Below are 20,403 nucleotides of genomic sequence, written 5' to 3' on the forward strand. Positions count from 1 at the left end.
TGTGTTTTTCTCTTTGTAAGTGTCAACGCTATTATTGCAGGTCTAGCAGCTTATCCGGGGTCAGCGTCTTTTTTTCGTCGGTTCGGGCCGTTCACGACTTAGGGGAAAATAGAAATTCGCAGGCTGGAAGTATCAAGGTGCTACTAGTCGGTACTGTCGACCGGTTTATCTGCGACAAACTTGTGCTGTAACTGCCGAGTTCTGTATGGAACTTGGCCAGCACGCCAGGAATTCGGCAGGGCCGCGAACATCGTCACTCGGCTCCCGAAAGGATATTAAAATCAGGGATGTTTACGCATGACGTCGTCACATCAACACGTATCGAACAACTCCAATGTCTCGTATGAACTATCCTCTGTACAGCAGGGTATCTGGCTCGGTCAGATAGCGAATTCGGACATACCGCTGTACAACATCGGCATGACGCTGGAGATCAAAGGTGATCTCGATATTCCGATGTTCGAGAAGGCTATCAAGCTCGTTGCCAAGCATAACGATGCGCTACGGCTTGCCTTGTTCCAGGACGGTGATATAGCCCGGCAGAGGGTGCTGCCATCTGTCGATATCACACTCGCGCTCGTCGATTTTTCAGACTACGGTGACAGTGTCGAGCGAGCGCAGGAATACCTTCAACACGCATTTTCCCGACCGTTCAATCCATTGGAAGGCATTCTTTGGGAGGCGCAGCTCGTACGGTGCAGTGCATCCCGTCACTACTGGCTGGGCCGCTACCATCATTTGGTCATGGACGGCGCAGGGGTGACGCTGTTTTGCCATGCAGTCGAGAAGGCCTACAACAATTTACTGGTGGGCATCGACGCGTTCGAGGAAGACCCTTCCTACAGCGACTTCCTGGCCAAAGACCAGGCCTATCTGAATTCGCCGCGCCTGGAGCGTGACCGGTCGTTTTGGCGCGAACGTTACGCACATATACCGCCATCCCTGCTGCAGTGGTCCGGCGACCATGCCGTGGGTTCGATGTGCAAGAGCGGTCATATTCGCTCGACGATCAAGCGTGACCTGTTCAATGCTGTGGCCGCGGTTGCCACCGAGCATGGCCTTTCTCCTGTCACGGTATTCTTTGCAGTCGTCAGTGCCTATTTTTCACGCGTCGGTGGTGCAGAAGAAGTCATCATCGGCATGCCCCTGCATAACCGCACGACGGCCCGCCAGAAGCAGACGATCGGGATGTTTTCTTCTGTCATCCCGGTCGGCGTACGGGTTGACCCCAATCGTTCCCTGCTCGAATTGATGGGCGATGTGGCCGCCGAATTGCGACGCTGCTACCGCCACGAGCACTTCCCGATTGCCGAACTGAATCGCGCTCTGAATATTGGCCATTCCAGGCGCAAGCAGATCTTCGATATCACGCTTTCATTCGAAAAATTTGACGCAGACTTTGTCTTTGGCGGCGCCCCTTCGAAGGCGATCAGGATGTACAGCGGCTTCGATCAGACGCCGCTCTCAATCGCTATCTGTGATTACTATTCGGATGAAGACGTAGTCGTTGACTTCAACTTCAATCTGGCCTGCTTTCGCCCGGACGAAGTTGAGCGGATTCGGGACCGCATTACGCTGCTCCTGGAGTCGGTTGCCGCTCATGAATCGACGCCGATTGGCCAGCTTGCGCTTATGGGGGAAGCGGAACGCCGGCAAGTGCTTGTCGATTTCAACGCGACACATCAGGCCTTGCAACAGGATCTATTGGTCCATCAGCTTTTCGAACAGCAAGCGCAGCAGCAGCCCCAAGCGCTTGCACTGGTCTGCGGCGACGAGCGTGTGACCTACGCTGAGCTCAGCGAACGCAGCAATCAGGTGGCTGATGTCTTGCTGTCGCTGGGCATTGCTCCGGACGACCGTGTAGCGATCTGTGTGGAGCGCAGTGTGGAGATGGTGGCGGGCTTGCTGGGGATTCTGAAGGCGGGCGGTGCCTACGTGCCGCTGGACCCTGGGTATCCGCCGGAGCGGTTGCGCTACATGCTGGAGGACAGCGCGCCGGTGGCGGTGCTGGTGCAGCGTACGACCCGGGACTTGCTGGGTGCGTTGGCGATGCCGGTGCTGGATCTGCAAAGCGTGAACCGGGCGGCTGAAGCCGAGCATGACTGCGTGTTGCCGACGGTCGCGCCACAGCACCTGGCTTATGTGATCTATACCTCGGGTTCGACCGGCCAGCCCAAGGGCGTGATGATCGAGCATCGCAATCTCGTGAACCTGGTGGCGTGGCATTGCGAGGCGTTCAATCTGACCCATCGCAAGCGGGTTTCGAGCGTGGCGGGCGTCGGTTTCGATGCTTGCGTCTGGGAACTATGGCCAGCGCTGTGCGTGGGAGCCAGCCTGTCGCTGTTGCCTGGACAAGCGCTTGGCAATGATGTCGATGTGCTGCTGGGATGGTGGCGTCGGCAAGAACTGGATGTGAGCTTCTTGCCTACGCCGATTGCCGAGATTGCGTTCGCCCAAGGGATTGAGCCGGCGTCGCTGCAAACGTTGCTGATCGGTGGAGACCGGTTGCGTCAGTTTCCCAATCCGGATAGTCGGGTTGCGCTGATCAACAACTATGGTCCGACCGAGACTACGGTTGTGGCCACATCCGGTCTGATCGATGCAACGCAGTCGGTATTGCACATAGGCCGTCCGATAGCCAATACGCAGGTTTACCTGTTGGATGCACACGGCCAGCCGGTACCCATCGGGGTGAGCGGCGAGATTTATATCGGCGGCGCAGGGGTTGCCCGGGGTTATCTGAACAGGCCGGAACTGACGGCGGAGCGTTTTCTGGATGACCCGTTCAGTGCCGAACCGGCGGCGCGGATGTACAGGAGTGGCGATCTGGGGCGCTGGTTGTCTGACGGCAATATCGAGTACCTGGGGCGCAATGACGATCAGGTCAAGCTCCGGGGAGTTCGTATCGAGCTGGGCGAGATTGAGGCGCAACTGAGACAGATCGCGGACATCAGGGACGCGGTGGTGATTGCCCAAGAGGATACGCCGGGTGAAAAGCGTCTGACGGCGTATTACACGATTCAGGAAGCTGCACAGGCGATTACGGCACAGACGTTACGTGCTGCCTTGCAGGCGAGGCTGCCGGAATACATGGTGCCGGCGGCGTATGTGAAATTGTCCGAATGGCCGCTGACGCCGAACGGCAAGCTGGATCGGCGGGCATTGCCGGCGCCGGGGGACGACGCTTATGCCAGTCGTGACTACGAGGCGCCGGCAGGCGAAGTCGAGCGTGCGCTGGCGGATATCTGGCAGGAGCTGCTCGGTGTTGATCGGGCGGGGCGCAATGATCACTTCTTCGAGCTGGGTGGGCATTCGCTGCTGGCGATGAGGCTTATCTCCCTGGTCCGGCAGCGTTTGAACGTGGAGTTGGAACTGGCCGCGTTATTCGCCCATCCGCAGCTCGAGGCGCTTGCCTGCGTGGTGGCGCAGGCACAAAACAATACGTTGCCGCAGATTGTGCAAACGTCACGAGAGGCGCGACTGCCGCTGTCGTTTGCTCAGCAACGGTTGTGGTTTCTGGCGCAAATGGAAGGTGCCAGCGCTGCTTACCACATACCGGCGGGGCTGCGCATCGTCGGCGCGCTGGATGAGGCGGCCTTGCAACGTGCGTTGAACCGCATTGTGGCGCGTCACGAAGTACTGCGCACAACGTTTGTCCAGACCGGGGATCAGGCCGTAGAGCTGTGCATCCATCCCGAGGAAACAGGCTGCCCGTTGCGCAAGTACGATCTCACGACGCATGCCGATAGCTCGAGTGAGTTGGCACGACTGATGGACGAAGAAGCCGTCGGGCGCTTCGATCTTCAGCAGGGACCGCTGATTCGAGGGAGTCTGGTTCGGCTGGGCGATCAAGAGCATGTGTTGCTGTTGACGATGCACCACATCGTATCGGATGGCTGGTCGATGGGCGTGTTGACGCGCGAGTTGGGAGCACTCTACGCGAGCGGTTGCCAAGCTGAGGCAGACCCGTTGCCGCAGTTGTCGATCCAGTACGCGGACTATGCGGTGTGGCAACGAGGCTGGTTGAGCGGCGCGGTATTGCACAAGCAAAGCATCTACTGGCAGACCGCTCTACTCGATGCGCCGGCATTGCTGATGTTGCCCTCTGATCGTGTCCGTCCGGCGCAGCAGGACTATACGGGCGATGCGGTGCCCGTGGTGCTGGATGCGACGCTGAGCCACGAGCTCAAGGCGCTGAGTCGACGGCACGGCACGACCCTGTTCATGACATTGCTGGCGGGCTGGGCGACGGTATTGAGTCGTTTGTCGGGGCAGGATGAGGTGGTGATCGGTTCGCCGGTGGCGAACCGGATGAGCGCTGAGGTCGAGGGCCTGATCGGGTTTTTTGTCAATACCCTGGCGTTGCGCGTGAATGTGTCGAACGATCCGACGGTCGAGACATTGCTGAGTCGCGTCAAGGCCTGCACGCTGGAGGCGTATGAACACCAGGATCTGCCGTTCGAGCAGGTGGTGGAGTTGCTCAAGCCGGTGCGCAGCTTGTCCCATAGTCCGCTGTTCCAGGCGATGCTGTCGTGGCAGAACACGCCGCCGGCAGAACTGGCGTTGGCGGGGCTGGAGCTAACGCTGCTGGATTCGGTAGCACGCACCACCAAGTACGATGTGTCCCTCGACTTGGCGGAGGTGGAGGGACGGATCGTCGGTTCGCTGGAATATGCCACGGCGCTGTTCGACCGCGAGACGGCCCAACGCTACGTGGCGTATCTGGAACGGGTGCTGCGTGCGATGGTCGAGAACGAGCGCCAGGTTGTGGGCGCGATCGAGCTTTTGGGCGAAACCGAACGTCGGCAAGTGCTTGTCGAGTTCAACGCGACACATCATGCCTGGCAACAGGATCTATTGGTCCATCAACTTTTCGAACAGCAAGTGCAGCAGCAGCCTCAAGCGCTTGCACTGGTGTGCGGCAACGAGCGTGTGACATACGCGGACCTCAACGAACGCAGCAATCAGGTGGCTGATGTCTTGCTGTCACTGGGCATTGCTCCGGACGACCGCGTGGCGATCTGTGTGGAACGCAGTGTGGAGATGGTGGTGGGCTTGCTGGGGATCCTGAAGGCGGGCGGTGCCTACGTGCCGCTGGACCCTGGGTATCCGCCGGAGCGGTTGCGCTACATGCTGGAGGACAGCGCGCCGGTTGCGGTGCTGGTGCAGCGTACGACCCGGGACTTGCTGGGTGCGCTGACGATGCCGGTGCTGGATCTGCAAAGCGTGAACCGGGCGGCTGAAGCCAGGCATGATCGTGTGTTGCCGACGGTCACGCCACAGCACCTGGCTTATGTGATCTATACCTCGGGTTCGACCGGTCAGCCCAAGGGCGTGATGATCGAGCATCGCGCCATTGTGAACCGCCTGTTGTGGGCACAGGACCAATATCGGCTGAGTCGCGAAGACCGCGTCTTGCAAAAGACACCGTTCGGTTTTGACGTGTCGGTCTGGGAATTTTTTCTACCCTTGCTCGCGGGTGCGCAATTGGTGATCGCGCGTCCGGGAGGCCATCAGGACCCCGAGTATCTGGCCGGGTTGATCGCAGACTCGGGTGTCACGATATTGCATTTCGTACCGTCCATGTTGCAGAGCTTCCTCAATCAGGCTGGCCCGCTGGCCTGTAGCACATTGCGGCAGGTGTTCTGTAGCGGCGAGGCGTTGCCCTATAGTTTGCAAAAGCACTTCGAGCAACGCTTTGCACATGTGCAATTGCATAACCTGTATGGCCCCACTGAAGCCGCTGTCGACGTCACCTACTGGCACTGTGTGCCCGACCTGCATGCGGGGATCGTGCCGATCGGCCGGCCGGTCGCCAATACCCGGATGTACCTGCTGGACCCGCACATGCAACCGGTCCCGGTTGGCGTCTGCGGCGAGATTTATATCGCGGGTGTACAGCTCGCGCGCGGCTATTTGAATCGTGATGCGCTGACCGCAGAGCGGTTCGTGAAAGACCGTTTCAGCAACGACCCGACGGCGCGGATGTACAGGAGCGGCGATTTGGGGCGTTGGCTGGCGGACGGCAATATCGAATACCTGGGACGCAACGACGATCAGGTCAAGCTCCGTGGCTTCCGTATCGAGCTGGGCGAGATTGAGGCGCAGCTGGCTGGGTGCCCTGGTGTCGGAGAGGCGGTGGTGATTGCCCGGGAAGACACGCCGGGTGATAAGCGTCTGATCGCGTATTACACGACGCGAGAAGCTAAAGAGACTATTGCGGTGCAGACGCTACGGGCGGCCTTGCAGGCGAGTCTTCCGGAGTACATGGTGCCGGCCGCGTATGTGAAATTGCCGGGGTGGCCGCTGACACCTAACGGCAAGCTGAATCGCCGGGCGTTGCCTGTGCCGGAGGCTGACGCTTATGTGAGCCGCGGCTACGAAGCGCCGTGCGGGACGGTCGAGAGGGCGCTTGCCGAAATCTGGCAAGAGCTGCTTGGTGTCGAACGGGTGGGTCGCCACGATCACTTCTTCGAGCTGGGTGGGCATTCGCTACTGGCCGTCAGTCTGATGGGCCGGATGCGTCAAGCGGGAATGTCGGCGGATGTGCGGATGCTGTTTGCCCAGCCAACCCTTTCGGCGTTTGCCGAGGTATTGGGTAACGGTCATGAGGTGGAAGTACCCGCCAACGGAATCGTGGTCGGGTGCACACGAATTACACCGTCGATGTTACCGCTCGCGGACCTGAGCGAGGACGCCATCGAGCGGATTGTGCGTGCTGTGCCAGGCGGGACGGCGAACGTCCAGGATATCTATGCACTGGCGCCACTGCAGGAAGGGGTGTTGTTCCACCACCTTGCGTCGGTCGAGGGTGACCCCTATCTGCTAAATACGCGTTTTGCGCTGCCAAGCGAAGATCACTTGAAGGCGTTTGTGCGGGCACTTCAGGGCGTGATTGCCAGGCATGACATCTTGAGAACAGCAGTGCTGTGGGAGGGGCTTGACGAGCCGGTTCAGACAGTCTGGCGCGAAGCGCCATTGGCCGTGGAGGCGTTGGCGCTGAAGGCGGCCGACGGAGACATCGAACAGCAACTCCAGGAGCGCTTCGACCCCAGGCATTTCCGGCTGGATTTGACGAAAGCGCCCTTGATGAAGATGGCTTACGCCTACGACGAAGCGAATAGTCGCTGGGTGGCGATTCTGCTGTTTCACCACATGGTGCTGGACCATATGGCGCTGGAAGTGGTGCAACATGAGGTGCAGGCGGATCTGCTGGGGCAGGCAGCCGGCCTGCCGGATTCGGTACCCTATCGCAATCATGTGGCGCAGGCGCGATTGGGCGTAAGCCAAGCGGCGCATGAAGCGTTCTTCCAGGAAATGCTCGGTCAGGTGACAGAACCGACGCTGCCATTCGGTTTGCACGATGTGCAGGGCGACGGTCGGGACATCAAGCAAGCCAGGCAGGCGGTTTCCGCAGATCTGGCGGGCAGGATCCGTCGGCAAGCCAGGAGCCTGGGCGTTAGTGCTGCCAGCCTGCATCATCTGGCCTGGGCGCAGGTGCTGGGGCGCACGTCGGGCCGGGAAGACGTGGTGTTCGGTACGGTGTTGCTGGGACGCATGCAGGGTGGCGACGGCGCCGACCGCTCGTTGGGGATGTTCATCAACACCTTGCCGTTGTGCTTGAACGTCGGTGAGCAAGGCGTGCGTGAGGGGGTGAAGGCCACGCATGCCCGCCTGACCGCGCTGCTCGGTCACGAACATGCGTCGTTGGCGCTGGCGCAACGCTGCAGCGCCATTGCTCCGCCGTTGCCGCTGTTCAGCGCGCTGCTGAATTACCGCCACAGCGCCGAGCCGCAAGTCTCGGACCAGGGAGACCGCGCCTGGAGCGGAATCGAGGTCTTGGGCTGGAATGAGCGAACCAACTATCCGCTGACACTGGCTGTGGACGATCTGGGCGAGGGCTTTGCCCTGACCGTTCAAGCCAAGGCGGGGATTGATCCGCAGCGGGTATGTGCTTACATGGAGACGGCGCTGGAGAGTCTGGTCGACGCGCTGGAACACTCACCTGAGTCGTTGCTGCGCAGTCTGGAGATGCTGCCGCGATCCGAGCGTCAGTTGCTGCAGGAGTGGAATGCGACGGCCGTGGATTATCCGCAAGGCGCCTGCGTCCATCAGTTATTCGAAGCGCAAGTAGAAAAGACGCCAGAAGCGATTGCGCTGGTATTTGAGGCGCGCACATTCACTTATGCGCAACTGAATGCGCGTGCCAACCAGTTGGCGCATCATCTGATCGGGTTGGGCATCGGGCCGGATGACCGGGTGGCGATCTGCGTAGAACGCAGCCCGGAAATGGTGGTGGGCTTGCTGGGGATCCTGAAGGCGGGCGCTGCCTACGTGCCGCTGGACCCAGCGTATCCGGAGCAGCGGTTGCGCTACATGCTGGAAGACAGCGCGCCGGCGGCGGTGCTGGTGCAGAGCGCGACCCGGGCGTTGCCGGGCGAGTTAGCGGTGCCGCTGCTGGACCTGGAAGGCGGGTGCTGGGAAGCTGAGGCTGACCATGATCCAGTGGCGCGAGCCGTCAAGCCGGATCATCTGGCCTATGTGATCTATACCTCAGGCTCGAGCGGCCAACCCAAGGGCGTGTTGATCGAGCAAAGGGGCTTTCTAAACCTGATGCACTGGTATCTGGCCGAGCTGAAACTGGCGTCCGATGATGCCGTGCTGCTTGTTTCCTCCTACAGCTTCGATCTGACGCAAAAAAATATCCTGGGGCCGTTGTTGGTCGGTGGAACACTGCACCTGGCCAGAGAGGCTTTCATTCCAGAGGTGCTGCTGGAGCAGATTCAACGCGAGCATATTACCCATATCAATCTTTCACCCAGTGCGTTCAACACACTCATCGATGCAAACGATTCAAGACAGCTCGACAGCATTCGCCGGGTGGTACTGGGCGGAGAGCCTATTCAAGTCGCCAGGCTGGAAATGCTTCCCGAGCCGAGGCCCGAATTCATTAACAGTTACGGGCCTACGGAGTGTAGCGACGTGGTGGCCTGGCACAGATTGATTGACGATATCGACTGTTATCGGTCTTCGGTGTTTCCAATCGGCCGTCCGATCGCGAACACACGGATTTACCTGCTGGATGCGCACGGCCAGCCGGTACCGATCGGGGTCAGCGGCGAGATTCATATCGGCGGTGCGGGGGTTGCCCGTGGCTATCTGAATCTGCCGGAACTGACGGCGGAGCGTTTTCTGGATGACCCGTTCAGTGCCGAGCCGGCGGCGCGGATGTACAGGAGCGGTGATCTGGGGCGCTGGCTGGCAGACGGCAATATCGAGTACCTGGGGCGCAGCGACGATCAGGTCAAGATTCGGGGTTTCCGTATCGAGCTGGGCGAGATCGAGTCGCAGCTGGCGGCTTGCCCTGGGGTCAGGGAGGCGGTGGTGTTGGTGCGCGAGCACCGCCCCGGCGACAAACGCCTGGTGGCGTACCTGACGGCGCGGGAAGGCGCCGTGTTGTCGGCGGCACAGTTGCGTGAGCAACTGTCGCAAGGGCTGGCGGAGTACATGATCCCGAGTGCCTTTGTAACGCTGGCGCGTTTCCCGCTAACGCCGAACGGCAAGCTGGATCGTCGGGCATTGCCGGCGCCGGAGGACGACGCTTATGCCAGTCGTGATTACGAGGCGCCAGCAGGTGAAGTCGAGCATGCGCTGGCAGAGATCTGGCAGGCGTTGCTGGGGCTGGAGCGGGTAGGGCGTCATGACCACTTCTTTGAACTGGGCGGCCATTCTTTACTGGCGGTGCAACTGGTTTCGCGTCTGCGTCAGCGCTTCGAAGTCGAGGTAGCACTGCGGGATGTGTTTGCCGAGCCGACACTGCAAGGTCTGGCACGTCAGGTGGCGAACGCCCGGCTATCGGCGCAGACGCCATTGACGCTGGTGGATCGCAATCTGCCATTGCCGCTGTCGTGGGCGCAGCAGCGCTTGTGGTTCCTCGATCAACTGGACCGGGCCGCGGGGGCTGCTTATCACATTCCGGCGGGACTGCGCTTGCGCGGCCGATTGAACAGAGACGCCTTGCAGGCCACGCTGGACCGGATCGTGGCGCGCCACGAAACCCTGCGCACCCATTTTGCCTTGCACGAGGGCCAGGCGATCCAGGTGATCGCGCCGGAGACCCAGGGTTTCGCCCTGGCGAGCCATGACCTGCGCGCTCTGGACAGCGCGGCACAACACGAGGCCGTAGAGCGGCTCGCTGGCGAGGAGGCGCTGGCGCCGTTCGACTTGTCGAGTGGTCCGCTGATTCGCGGGCGGCTTGTGCAACTGTCGGAGACGGAGCACATCCTGCTGGTGACGCAGCACCATATCGTTTCGGACGGTTGGTCGACGGGCGTTCTGCTGCACGAAATCGGTACGTTGTACCGCGCCTTCAGCCAAGGGCTGGCCGACCCTCTGCCGGCACTGGCCTTCCAGTATGTCGACTACGCGGCGTGGCAGCGGCGGTGGCTGCAGGGCGAAACCCTGCAAACGCAGGTCGATTTCTGGCGGCAGCACCTGAGCGGCGCACCGGCCTTGCTGGAGCTGCCAACCGACCATCGCCGCCCACCGTTGCGCAGTTATTCCGGCGGACGGGTGAGCCTGGCCCTGAGCCCGGCATTGACGGCAGGGTTGCGACAGTTGGGTCAGCGTCACGGTGCGACGCTGTTCATGACCTTGCTGGTGGGCTGGTCGAGTCTGCTGAGCCGCTTCAGCGGACAGGACGACGTGGTGATCGGCACGCCGGTGGCAAATCGTCCGCGCAGCGAACTGGAGTCGCTGATCGGCTTCTTCGTCAACACACTGGCGCTGCGCATCCGGCCGCAAGGGCACCTGAGCGTGGCGGCGTTGCTCGAGCAGGTCAAGGCGGTCATGCTGGCGGCGCATGCGCATCAGGACCTGCCGTTCGAGCAGGTGGTGGAGGCGTTGCAGCCCCCGCGCAGCCTGGGCCATAGCCCGATCTTCCAGGTCATGCTGGCGCTGAACAACACCCCGGGCGGCGGCGAACTCAGCCTGCCGGAGCTGAGCCTGGAGCCGCTGCAAGCACCGCACACGACGGCCCAGTTCGACCTGTCGCTTGCGCTGGTCGAGGCGGATGGCGGGTTGATCGGCTCTCTGGAATACGCGAGCGATCTGTTCGAACTTGCGACGATCGAGCGGATGGCGGGGCACCTGCAGGTACTTCTGGAAGGCATGGTGGCGGATGACCAGCAAGCGGTCGCAGAACTGCCGCTGCTGTCCTGCGAGCAACGTCGGCAGGTACTGGAGTCGTTCAACGATACGGCAGCGGCCTACCCGGCGGAAAAATTGCTCCATCAACTGTTCGAGGAGCAGGCGGCGCAACAACCGGATGCCTTGGCGGTGGTTGATGAAACCGCAAGCCTGACTTATGGCGAACTCAACGCCCGGGCGAATCGACTGGCACATTATCTGATCGGCCTGGGTATCCAGCCGGATGATCGGGTTGCGATCTGTGCGCAGCGCAGCCTGGAAATGGTGGTGGGCTTGCTGGGTATTCTGAAGGCGGGCGGTGCGTACGTGCCGCTGGACCCTGGGTATCCGCCTGAGCGATTGCGCTACATGCTGGAAGACAGCGCGCCGGTAGCAGTGCTGGTGCAAGAGGCTCTGCAGGAATGCCTGCCGGCGGTGAATGTGCCGCAGGTCGTGTTGGACAGCGTGGACCTGTCCTCAGGGACCGGTGGGCTGCCGTGTGGCAATCCGGATCTTGATGCCCTGGAGCTGACGTCGAGAATGCCGGCTTATGTGATGTATACATCCGGCTCCTCGGGAGTGCCGAAGGGCGTGCTGATTGAGCACCGCAGTGTGTTGCGTCTGGTTATCAATAATCATTATGCCAGGATCACCACAGAGGATTGCGTTGCGCATGGCGCCAATACGGCCTTCGACGCTTCGACCTGGGAAATCTGGAGTGCGCTGCTCAATGGGGCGAAACTGTTGGTTGTGTCTCAGGCGACGCTGCTCAATCCCGCGCGCTTGAACCATGTATTGATTGAAGGTGGCGTGACCGCTTTATGGTTGACTGCTGGATTGTTCAATGAATATGTCGATGTACTCGCCGTCGCCTTCTCAAAGCTGCGATATCTCCTGGTCGGTGGCGATGTGCTCGATCCAGTGAGCGTTGCGAAGGTTTTGTCCCGCGCCCATCGCCCGAGGCATCTGATCAATGGCTATGGACCAACGGAAACAACGACCTTTGCCAGCACCTATGAGATCCATGCGCTGTCCGACAATTCGCGCTCGATTCCTATTGGCCGCCCCATCGGCAACACACGCATTTACCTATTGGATGCACACGGCCAGCCGGTGCCCATCGGGGTCAGCGGCGAGATTCATATCGGCGGTGCGGGGGTTGCCCGGGGTTATCTGAATCTGCCGGAATTGACGGCGGAGCGTTTCCTGGACGACCCGTTCAGTGCCGAGCCGGCGGCGCGGATGTACAGAAGCGGCGATCTGGGACGCTGGCTGGCGGACGGCAATATCGAGTACCTGGGGCGCAACGACGATCAGGTCAAGCTCCGCGGCTTCCGTATCGAGCTGGGCGAGATCGAGTCACAGCTGGCGGCTTGCCCCGGTGTCAGGGAGGCGGTGGTGCTGGTACGCGAGCACCGTCCCGGCGACAAACGCCTGGTGGCGTACCTGACGGCGCAGGAAAGTGTCGAGTTGTCGGCGGCACAGTTGCGCGAGCAACTGTCGCAAGGGCTGGCGGAGTACATGATCCCGAGTGCCTTTGTAACGCTGGCGCGTTTCCCGCTAACGCCGAACGGCAAGCTGGATCGTCGGGCATTGCCGGCGCCGGAGGACGACGCTTATGCCAGCCGTGGCTACGAGGCGCCTGCTGGTGAAATCGAGCATGCGCTGGCAGAGATCTGGCAGGCGTTGCTGGGGCTGGAGCGGGTAGGGCGTCATGACCACTTCTTCGAACTGGGCGGCCATTCGTTGCTGGCGGTGCAGCTGGTTTCGCGTCTGCGTCAGCGCTTCGAAGTCGAGGTGGCGCTGCGGGATGTGTTTGCCGAGCCGACACTGCAAGGTCTGGCACGTCAGGTGGCGAACGCCCGGCTCTCGGCGCAGACGCCGTTGACGCCGGTCGACCGCGATCTGCCATTGCCGCTGTCGTGGGCGCAACAACGCTTGTGGTTCCTCGATCAACTGGACCGGGCGGCGGGAGCCGCTTATCACATCCCGGCGGGGCTGCGCTTGCGCGGCCGATTGGACAGCGAGGCCTTGCAGGCCACGCTGGAGCGGATCGTGGCGCGCCACGAAGCACTGCGCACCCATTTTGCCTTGCACGAGGGCCAGGCGATTCAGGTGATCGCGCCGGCAACTCAAGGGTTCGCCCTGGTCACTCATGACCTGCGCGCTCTGGACAGCGCAGCGCAACACGAGGCGGTGGAGCGGCTCGCTCGCGAGGAGGCGCTGGCGCCGTTCGACTTGTCGAGCGGCCCGCTGATTCGCGGACGACTTGTGCAACTGTCGCAGACGGAGCACATCCTGCTGGTGACACAGCACCATATCGTTTCGGACGGTTGGTCAACGGGCGTTCTGCTGCACGAAATCGGCATGTTGTACCGCGCCTTCAGCCAGGGGCTGGCCGACCCTCTGCCGGCACTGGCCTTCCAGTATGTCGACTACGCGGCGTGGCAGCGGCAATGGTTGCAGGGCGAAACCCTGCAAACGCAGGTCGATTTCTGGCGGCAGCACCTGAGCGGCGCACCGGCCTTGCTGGAGCTGCCAACCGACCATCGCCGCCCACCGTTGCGCAGTTACGCAGGTGGAAGGGTGAGCCTGGCCCTGAGCCCGGCATTGACGGCGGGGTTGCGACAGTTGGGCCAGCGTCACGGTGCGACGCTGTTCATGACCTTGCTGGTGGGCTGGTCGAGTCTGTTGAGCCGCTTCAGCGGGCAGGATGATGTGGTGATCGGCACGCCGGTGGCGAATCGTCCGCGCAGCGAACTGGAGTCGCTGATCGGCTTCTTCGTCAACACACTGGCGCTGCGCATCAGGCCGGAAGGGCGCCTGAGCGTGGCGGCGTTGCTGGAGCAGGTCAAGGCGGTCATGCTGGCGGCGCATGCGCATCAGGACCTGCCGTTCGAGCAGGTGGTCGAGGCGCTGCAACCCCCGCGCAGCCTAGGCCATAGCCCGATCTTCCAGGTCATGCTGGCGCTGAACAACACCCCGGGCGGCGGCGAACTCAGCCTGCCGGAGCTGAGCCTGGAGCCGCTGCAAGCACCGCACACGACGGCCCAGTTCGACCTGTCGCTTGCGCTGGTCGAGGCGGATGGCGGGTTGATCGGCTCTCTGGAATACGCGAGCGATCTGTTCGAACGTGCGACGATCGAGCGGATGGCGGGGCACCTGCAGGTACTTCTGGAAGGCATGGTGGCGGATGATCAACAGTCGGTCGGAGAACTGCCGCTGCTGTCCTGCGAGCAACGTCGGCAGGTGTTGGAGTCGTTCAACGATACGGTAGCGGCCTACCCGGCGGACAAGTTGATCCATCAACTGTTCGAGGAACAGGTGGCACAACAACCGGATGCCCCCGCGGTGGTCGATGAAACCGGAAGCCTGACCTATGGCGAACTCAACGCGCGGGCGAATCGACTGGCACATTATCTGATCGGCCTGGGTGTCCAGCCGGATGATCGGGTCGCGATCTGTGCGCAGCGCAGCCTGGAAATGGTGGTGGGCTTGTTGGGTATTCTGAAGGCGGGCGGTGCGTATGTGCCGCTGGATCCTGGGTATCCGTCGGAGCGGTTGCGCTACATGCTGGAGGACAGCGCGCCGGTGGCGGTGCTGGTGCAGGGCGAGACCCGGACGTTGCTGGGTGAGTTGGCGGTGCGGACCCTCGATCTGCAAGAGGGCGACTGGGAGGTTGAACCTGAACACAATCCCGTGGTGCCGGCCATCACGCCGCAGCACCTGGCCTATGTGATTTATACCTCGGGTTCCTCCGGTAAACCCAAAGGGGTGGGCGGTCCACATCAGGCCATGGTTAACCGTCTTTACTGGATGCATAACACTTTCGGTGGTGAGCGACTCGAAAAGCATGCACAAAAAACGTCGATCAGTTTTCTCGATTCGGTGACTGAAACGCTGATGCCCTTACTGTTTGGCGCGCAACTGCATATCGTGTCGCCGCTGGCCTCCAGGGATCCGCTACAGCTATGGCAGGCGGTTACAGAGCATCAGTTGACCCGTCTGGTTCTTGTCCCTTCACTGCTGGAAGAACTGTCGAGAATAGAGAACCGACAAGTTTCGCCAGAAAAGCGGCTGATCGTTTGCAGTGGCGAGGTGTTTTCGTCCTCCCTGCTTGCTCGCACTCGCGCCTGGTTACCTTCGGCCACGATACTGAATTTCTACGGTTCGTCGGAAGCGGCGGGTGACTCTACTTTTTACCTGTGCGACAGCGCTGTTCAAGCGGGTCATTCACTTCCGATAGGCCGTCCGATCGCGAATACACGGATTTACCTGCTGGATGCACATGGCCAGCCGGTACCGATCGGGGTCATTGGCGAGATCCATATCGGCGGTGCGGGGGTTGCCCGTGGCTATCTGAATATGCCGGAACTGACGGCGGAGCGGTTCCTGGACGACCCATTCAGTGCCGAGCCGACAGCGCGGATGTACAGGAGCGGCGATCTGGGGCGCTGGCTGGCGGACGGCAATATCGAGTACCTGGGGCGCAACGACGATCAGGTCAAGCTCCGGGGTTTCCGTATCGAGCTGGGCGAGATTGAGTCGCAGCTGGCGGCTTGCCCCGGGGTCAGGGAGGCGGTGGTAGTGGCGCGCGAGCACCGTCCCGGCGACAAACGCCTGGTGGCGTACCTGACGGCGCAGGAAGGTGCCGTGTTGTCGGCGGCGCAGTTGCGCGAGCAGCTGTCGCAAGGGCTGGCGGAATACATGATTCCGAGTGCCTTCGTAACGCTGGCGGGTTTCCCGCAAACGCCTAGCGGCAAGCTGGATCGTCGGGCATTGCCGACGCCTAAGGACGACGCTTATGCCAGTCGCGGTTACGAGGCGCCTGCTGGTGAAATCGAGCATGCGCTGGCGGAGATCTGGCAGACGTTGCTGGGGCTGGAGCGGGTGGGTCGCCATGACCACTTCTTCGAACTGGGCGGCCATTCGTTGCTGGCGGTGCAGCTGGTTTCGCGCCTGCGTCAGCGCTTCGAAGTCGAAGTGGCACTGCGGGATGTGTTCGCCGAGCCGACGCTGCAAGGTCTGGCACGTCAGGTGGCGAACGCCCGGCTATCGGCGCAGACGTCGTTGACGCCGGTGGATCGCAATCTGCCATTGCCGCTGTCGTGGGCGCAACAACGCTTGTGGTTCCTCGATCAACTGGATCGGGCGGCGGGGGCGGCCTATCACATCCCGGCGGGACTGCGCTTGCGCGGCCGTTTGGACAGCGAGGCCTTGCAGGCCACGCTGGACCGGATCGTGGCGCGCCACGAAGCACTGCGCACCCATTTTGCCTTGCACGAGGGCCAGGCGATCCAGGTGATCGCGCCGGCAACCCAGGGGTTCGCCTTGGTCACTCATGACCTGCGCGCTCTGGACAGCGCAGCGCAACACGAGGCGGTGCAGCAGCTCGCTGGCGAGGAGGCGCTGGCGCCATTCGATTTGTCGAGCGGTCCGCTGATTCGCGGACGGCTTGTGCAACTGTCGGAGACGGAGCACATCCTGCTGGTGACGCAGCACCATATCGTTTCGGACGGTTGGTCGACGGGCGTTCTGCTGCACGAAATCGGTACGTTGTACCGGGCCTTCAGCCAGGGGCTGGCCGACCCTCTGCCGGCACTGGCCTTCCAGTATGTCGACTACGCCGCGTGGCAGCGGCAGTGTTTGCAGGGCGAGACGCTGCAAACGCAGGTCGACTTCTGGCGGCAGCACCTGAGCGGCGCACCGGCCTTGCTGGAGCTGCCAACCGACCACCGCCGCCCACCGTTGCGCAGTTACGCAGGCGGAAGGGTGAGCCTGGCCCTGAGCCCTGCATTGACGGCAGGGTTGCGACAGTTGGGCCAGCGTCACGGTGCGACGCTGTTCATGACCTTGCTGGTGGGCTGGTCGAGTCTGTTGAGCCGTTTCAGCGGACAGGACGATGTGGTGATCGGCACGCCGGTGGCGAATCGTCCGCGCAGCGAACTGGAGTCGCTGATCGGCTTCTTCGTCAACACACTGGCGCTGCGAATCAGGCCGCAAGGGCACCTGAGCGTGGCGGCGTTGCTGGAGCAGGTCAAGGCGGTCATGCTGGCGGCGCATGCACATCAGGACCTGCCGTTCGAGCAGGTGGTCGAGGCGCTGCAACCACCGCGCAGCCTGGGCCATAGCCCGATCTTCCAGGTCATGCTGGCGCTGAACAACACCCCGGGCGGCGGCGAACTCAGTCTGCCAGAGCTGAGCCTGGAGCCGCTGCAAGCGCCGCACACGACGGCCCAGTTCGACCTGTCGCTTGCGCTGGTCGAGGCGGATGGCGGGTTGATCGGCTCTCTGGAATACGCGAGCGATCTGTTCGAGCGTGCGACGATCGAGCGGATGGCGGGGCACCTGCAAGTGCTCTTGGAAGGCATGGTGGCGGATGACCAGCAAGCAGTCGGACAACTGCCGCTGCTGTCCTGCGAGCAACGTCGGCAGGTACTGGAGTCGTTCAACGATACGGCAGCGGCCTACCCGGCGGACACGTTGCTCCATCAACTGTTCGAGGAGCAGGTGGCACAACAGCCGGATGCCCTGGCGGTGGTCGATGAAACCGCAAGCCTGACCTATGGCGAACTCAATGCCCGGGCGAATCGACTGGCACATTATCTGATCGGCCTGGGTGTCCAGCCGGATGATCGGGTAGCGATTTGTGCGCAGCGCAGCCTGGAAATGGTGGTGGGCTTGCTGGGTATTCTGAAGGCGGGCGGTGCGTATGTGCCGCTGGATCCTGGGTATCCGTCGGAGCGGTTGCGCTACATGCTGGAGGACAGCGCGCCGGTGGCGGTGCTGGTGCAGGGCGAGACCCGGACGTTGCTGGGCGAGTTGGCAGTGCCGACGTTCGATCTGCAAGATGCCGACTGGGAGGTTGAGGCTGACCACAATCCCGTGGTACCGGCCATCACGCCGCAGCACCTGGCCTATGTGATCTATACCTCGGGTTCCACTGGTAAACCCAAAGGCGTGGCCAACCAGCATGACGGCGTCGTCAACCGGTTGTGGTGGGCGCAGAGCGAATACCGGATTGGAGCCGACGATCGTGTCTTGCAGAAGACGCCCTTCGGCTTCGATGTATCGGTCTGGGAGATCTTCCTGCCTCTGCTGGCCGGGGCACAACTGGTCATGGCCCGCCCCGGCGGGCATCAAGACCCTCACTACCTGATGGAGGTGATCGAGCGCCGAAGCATCAGCATGCTGCACTTTGTTCCTTCCATGCTGCAGGCCTTCGTCAATCAGACGCCAGCAGGCCGGTGTTCGACGCTCAAGCGAGTACTTTGCAGTGGTGAAGCGCTGCCGCATGCTTTGCTATTGCAAGGCCAGGCACATTTCCCGAAAAGCGAGTTGCACAATCTTTACGGCCCCACCGAAGCAGCCATTGACGTTACTGCATGGCATTACGTGGCAGAGCAGGATATCGGTATCGTTCCGATCGGCCGTCCGATAGCAAATACACAGATTTACCTGTTGGATGCGCACGGCCAGCCGGTACCCATCGGGGTCAGCGGCGAGATCCATATCGGCGGTATTGGGGTTGCCCGTGGTTATCTGAATCGGCCGGAATTGACGGCGGAGCGTTTCCTGGAGGATCCGTTCAGTGCCCAGCCGGCGGCGCGGATGTACAGGAGCGGCGATCTGGGGCGCTGGCTGGCAGACGGCAATATCGAGTACCTGGGGCGTAACGACGATCAGGTCAAGCTCCGGGGCTACCGTATCGAACTGGGCGAGATCGAGTCGCAGCTTGCGGGTTGCCCCGGGGTCAGGGAGGCGGTGGTACTGGCGCGCGAGCACTGTCCCGGAGACAAACGCCTGGTGGCGTATTTGACGGCGCAGGAAGGCGCCGTGTTGTCGGCGGCACAGTTGCGCGAGCAACTGTCGCAAGGGCTGGCGGAGTACATGATCCCGAGCGCCTTTGTAACGCTGGCGCGTTTCCCGCTAACGCCGAACGGCAAGCTGGATCGACGGGCATTGCCAGCACCGGAGGATGACGCTTATGCCAGTCGTGGTTACGAGGCGCCGGTAGGTGAAATCGAACATGCGCTGGCGGAGATCTGGCAGGCATTGCTGGGGCTGGAGCGGGTGGGTCGCCATGACCACTTCTTCGAACTGGGCGGGCATTCGCTGCTGGCAGTGCAACTGGTTTCGTGCCTGCGTCAGCGCTTCGAGGTCGAAGTGGCGTTAGGCGATCTGTTCATGCACCCGACAATCTGTGAACTTGCCGCGTCTTGCCATAGCGGTTTGAACAAGGCTCTGCATCCGAATCTAACCACCCTTCGCAAAGAGGGGGCTCAACATCCTTTGTTCCTCATTCATGAAGGCTCAGGGGATATCGGCTATGCCCAACAGTTGGCAAAGCAAATTCCCTCTGACATTCCGGTGTATGGATTTTCGGCGAGCGGACTGCAAAGTGGAGAGGAACACCTCACCACTATCGAGGCAATGGCCTCACGCTACATTGAGGGTATCCGCCATATACAGCCACAGGGGCCGTATCGCGTGGCCGGCTGGTCTGCCGGGGGAACGATCGCCTATGAAATTGCCCACCAACTGATAGGGGCCGGTGCTACGGTAGAATTCCTCGGGCTTGTCGACACCACCAGCGACTATCGGCATTTGTTTGATGCGCAGGAGGGTGGGTACGCTCATCTCGATGAGAGGCCGGATTTCGACGAGATCGAAGCCTTGTTGAGACTTCTGCCGCCTGATGTACGCCAGGGGCCTGTCAGACACTTGGCTGCTGCTCGGGATTTCGAGGCCTTGTTGGCTTATACGCAAGTTCAAGGTCTGCTTCCTGAAGGTATAGAGAGTGATCTTGCAAAAAGATACCTGGCACTGATCCGCAGTATCGGTCTGGCGCTCTACCGTTACAGGCCGCCCGCGCTACCGGTGCGTGTCACTTTATTCTCAGCAATGGGAGAAAACCGTAGTGATATCAGCATGGGTTGGGAGGCGCTGATGCCCAAGGAGCAGTTGCAAGTCATCTCCATCATGGGGACTCATCACTCCATTGTGAAAGAGCCCGACATTCGCGAGCTGGGGCGGGCGATCCTTGAGGCAGTTACCAATAAGGGGAGGGCCAGCCAAACCAGATTGTCTTTGGAAACCGTTTAGTTTCGTTTGACCTTCCCTTTGTCATCACCCGTCGTCCTGGTCTTTGCCGTCTGGGATGATGGCCGAGAGGAAGGTCAGGCAAGGCAAAAACAGGCGAGGCCCGGCCGGAGT

Annotated in this window: 1 protein-coding gene; it reads left to right on the forward strand. The window is 61.5% G+C overall.

The genetic code is table 11. The annotated features are described in order from the left end of the window. Positions 1-297 precede the first annotated feature (297 nt). Complete coding sequence (locus tag KBY02_RS04370; protein ID WP_225649910.1) at positions 298-20,292, forward strand: non-ribosomal peptide synthetase; 19,995 nt, start codon at positions 298-300, stop codon at positions 20,290-20,292. Positions 20,293-20,403: the final 111 nt, after the last annotated feature.

Source organism: Pseudomonas sp. P129, from assembly GCF_020312195.1.
Classification (GTDB): domain Bacteria; phylum Pseudomonadota; class Gammaproteobacteria; order Pseudomonadales; family Pseudomonadaceae; genus Aquipseudomonas; species Aquipseudomonas fragariae.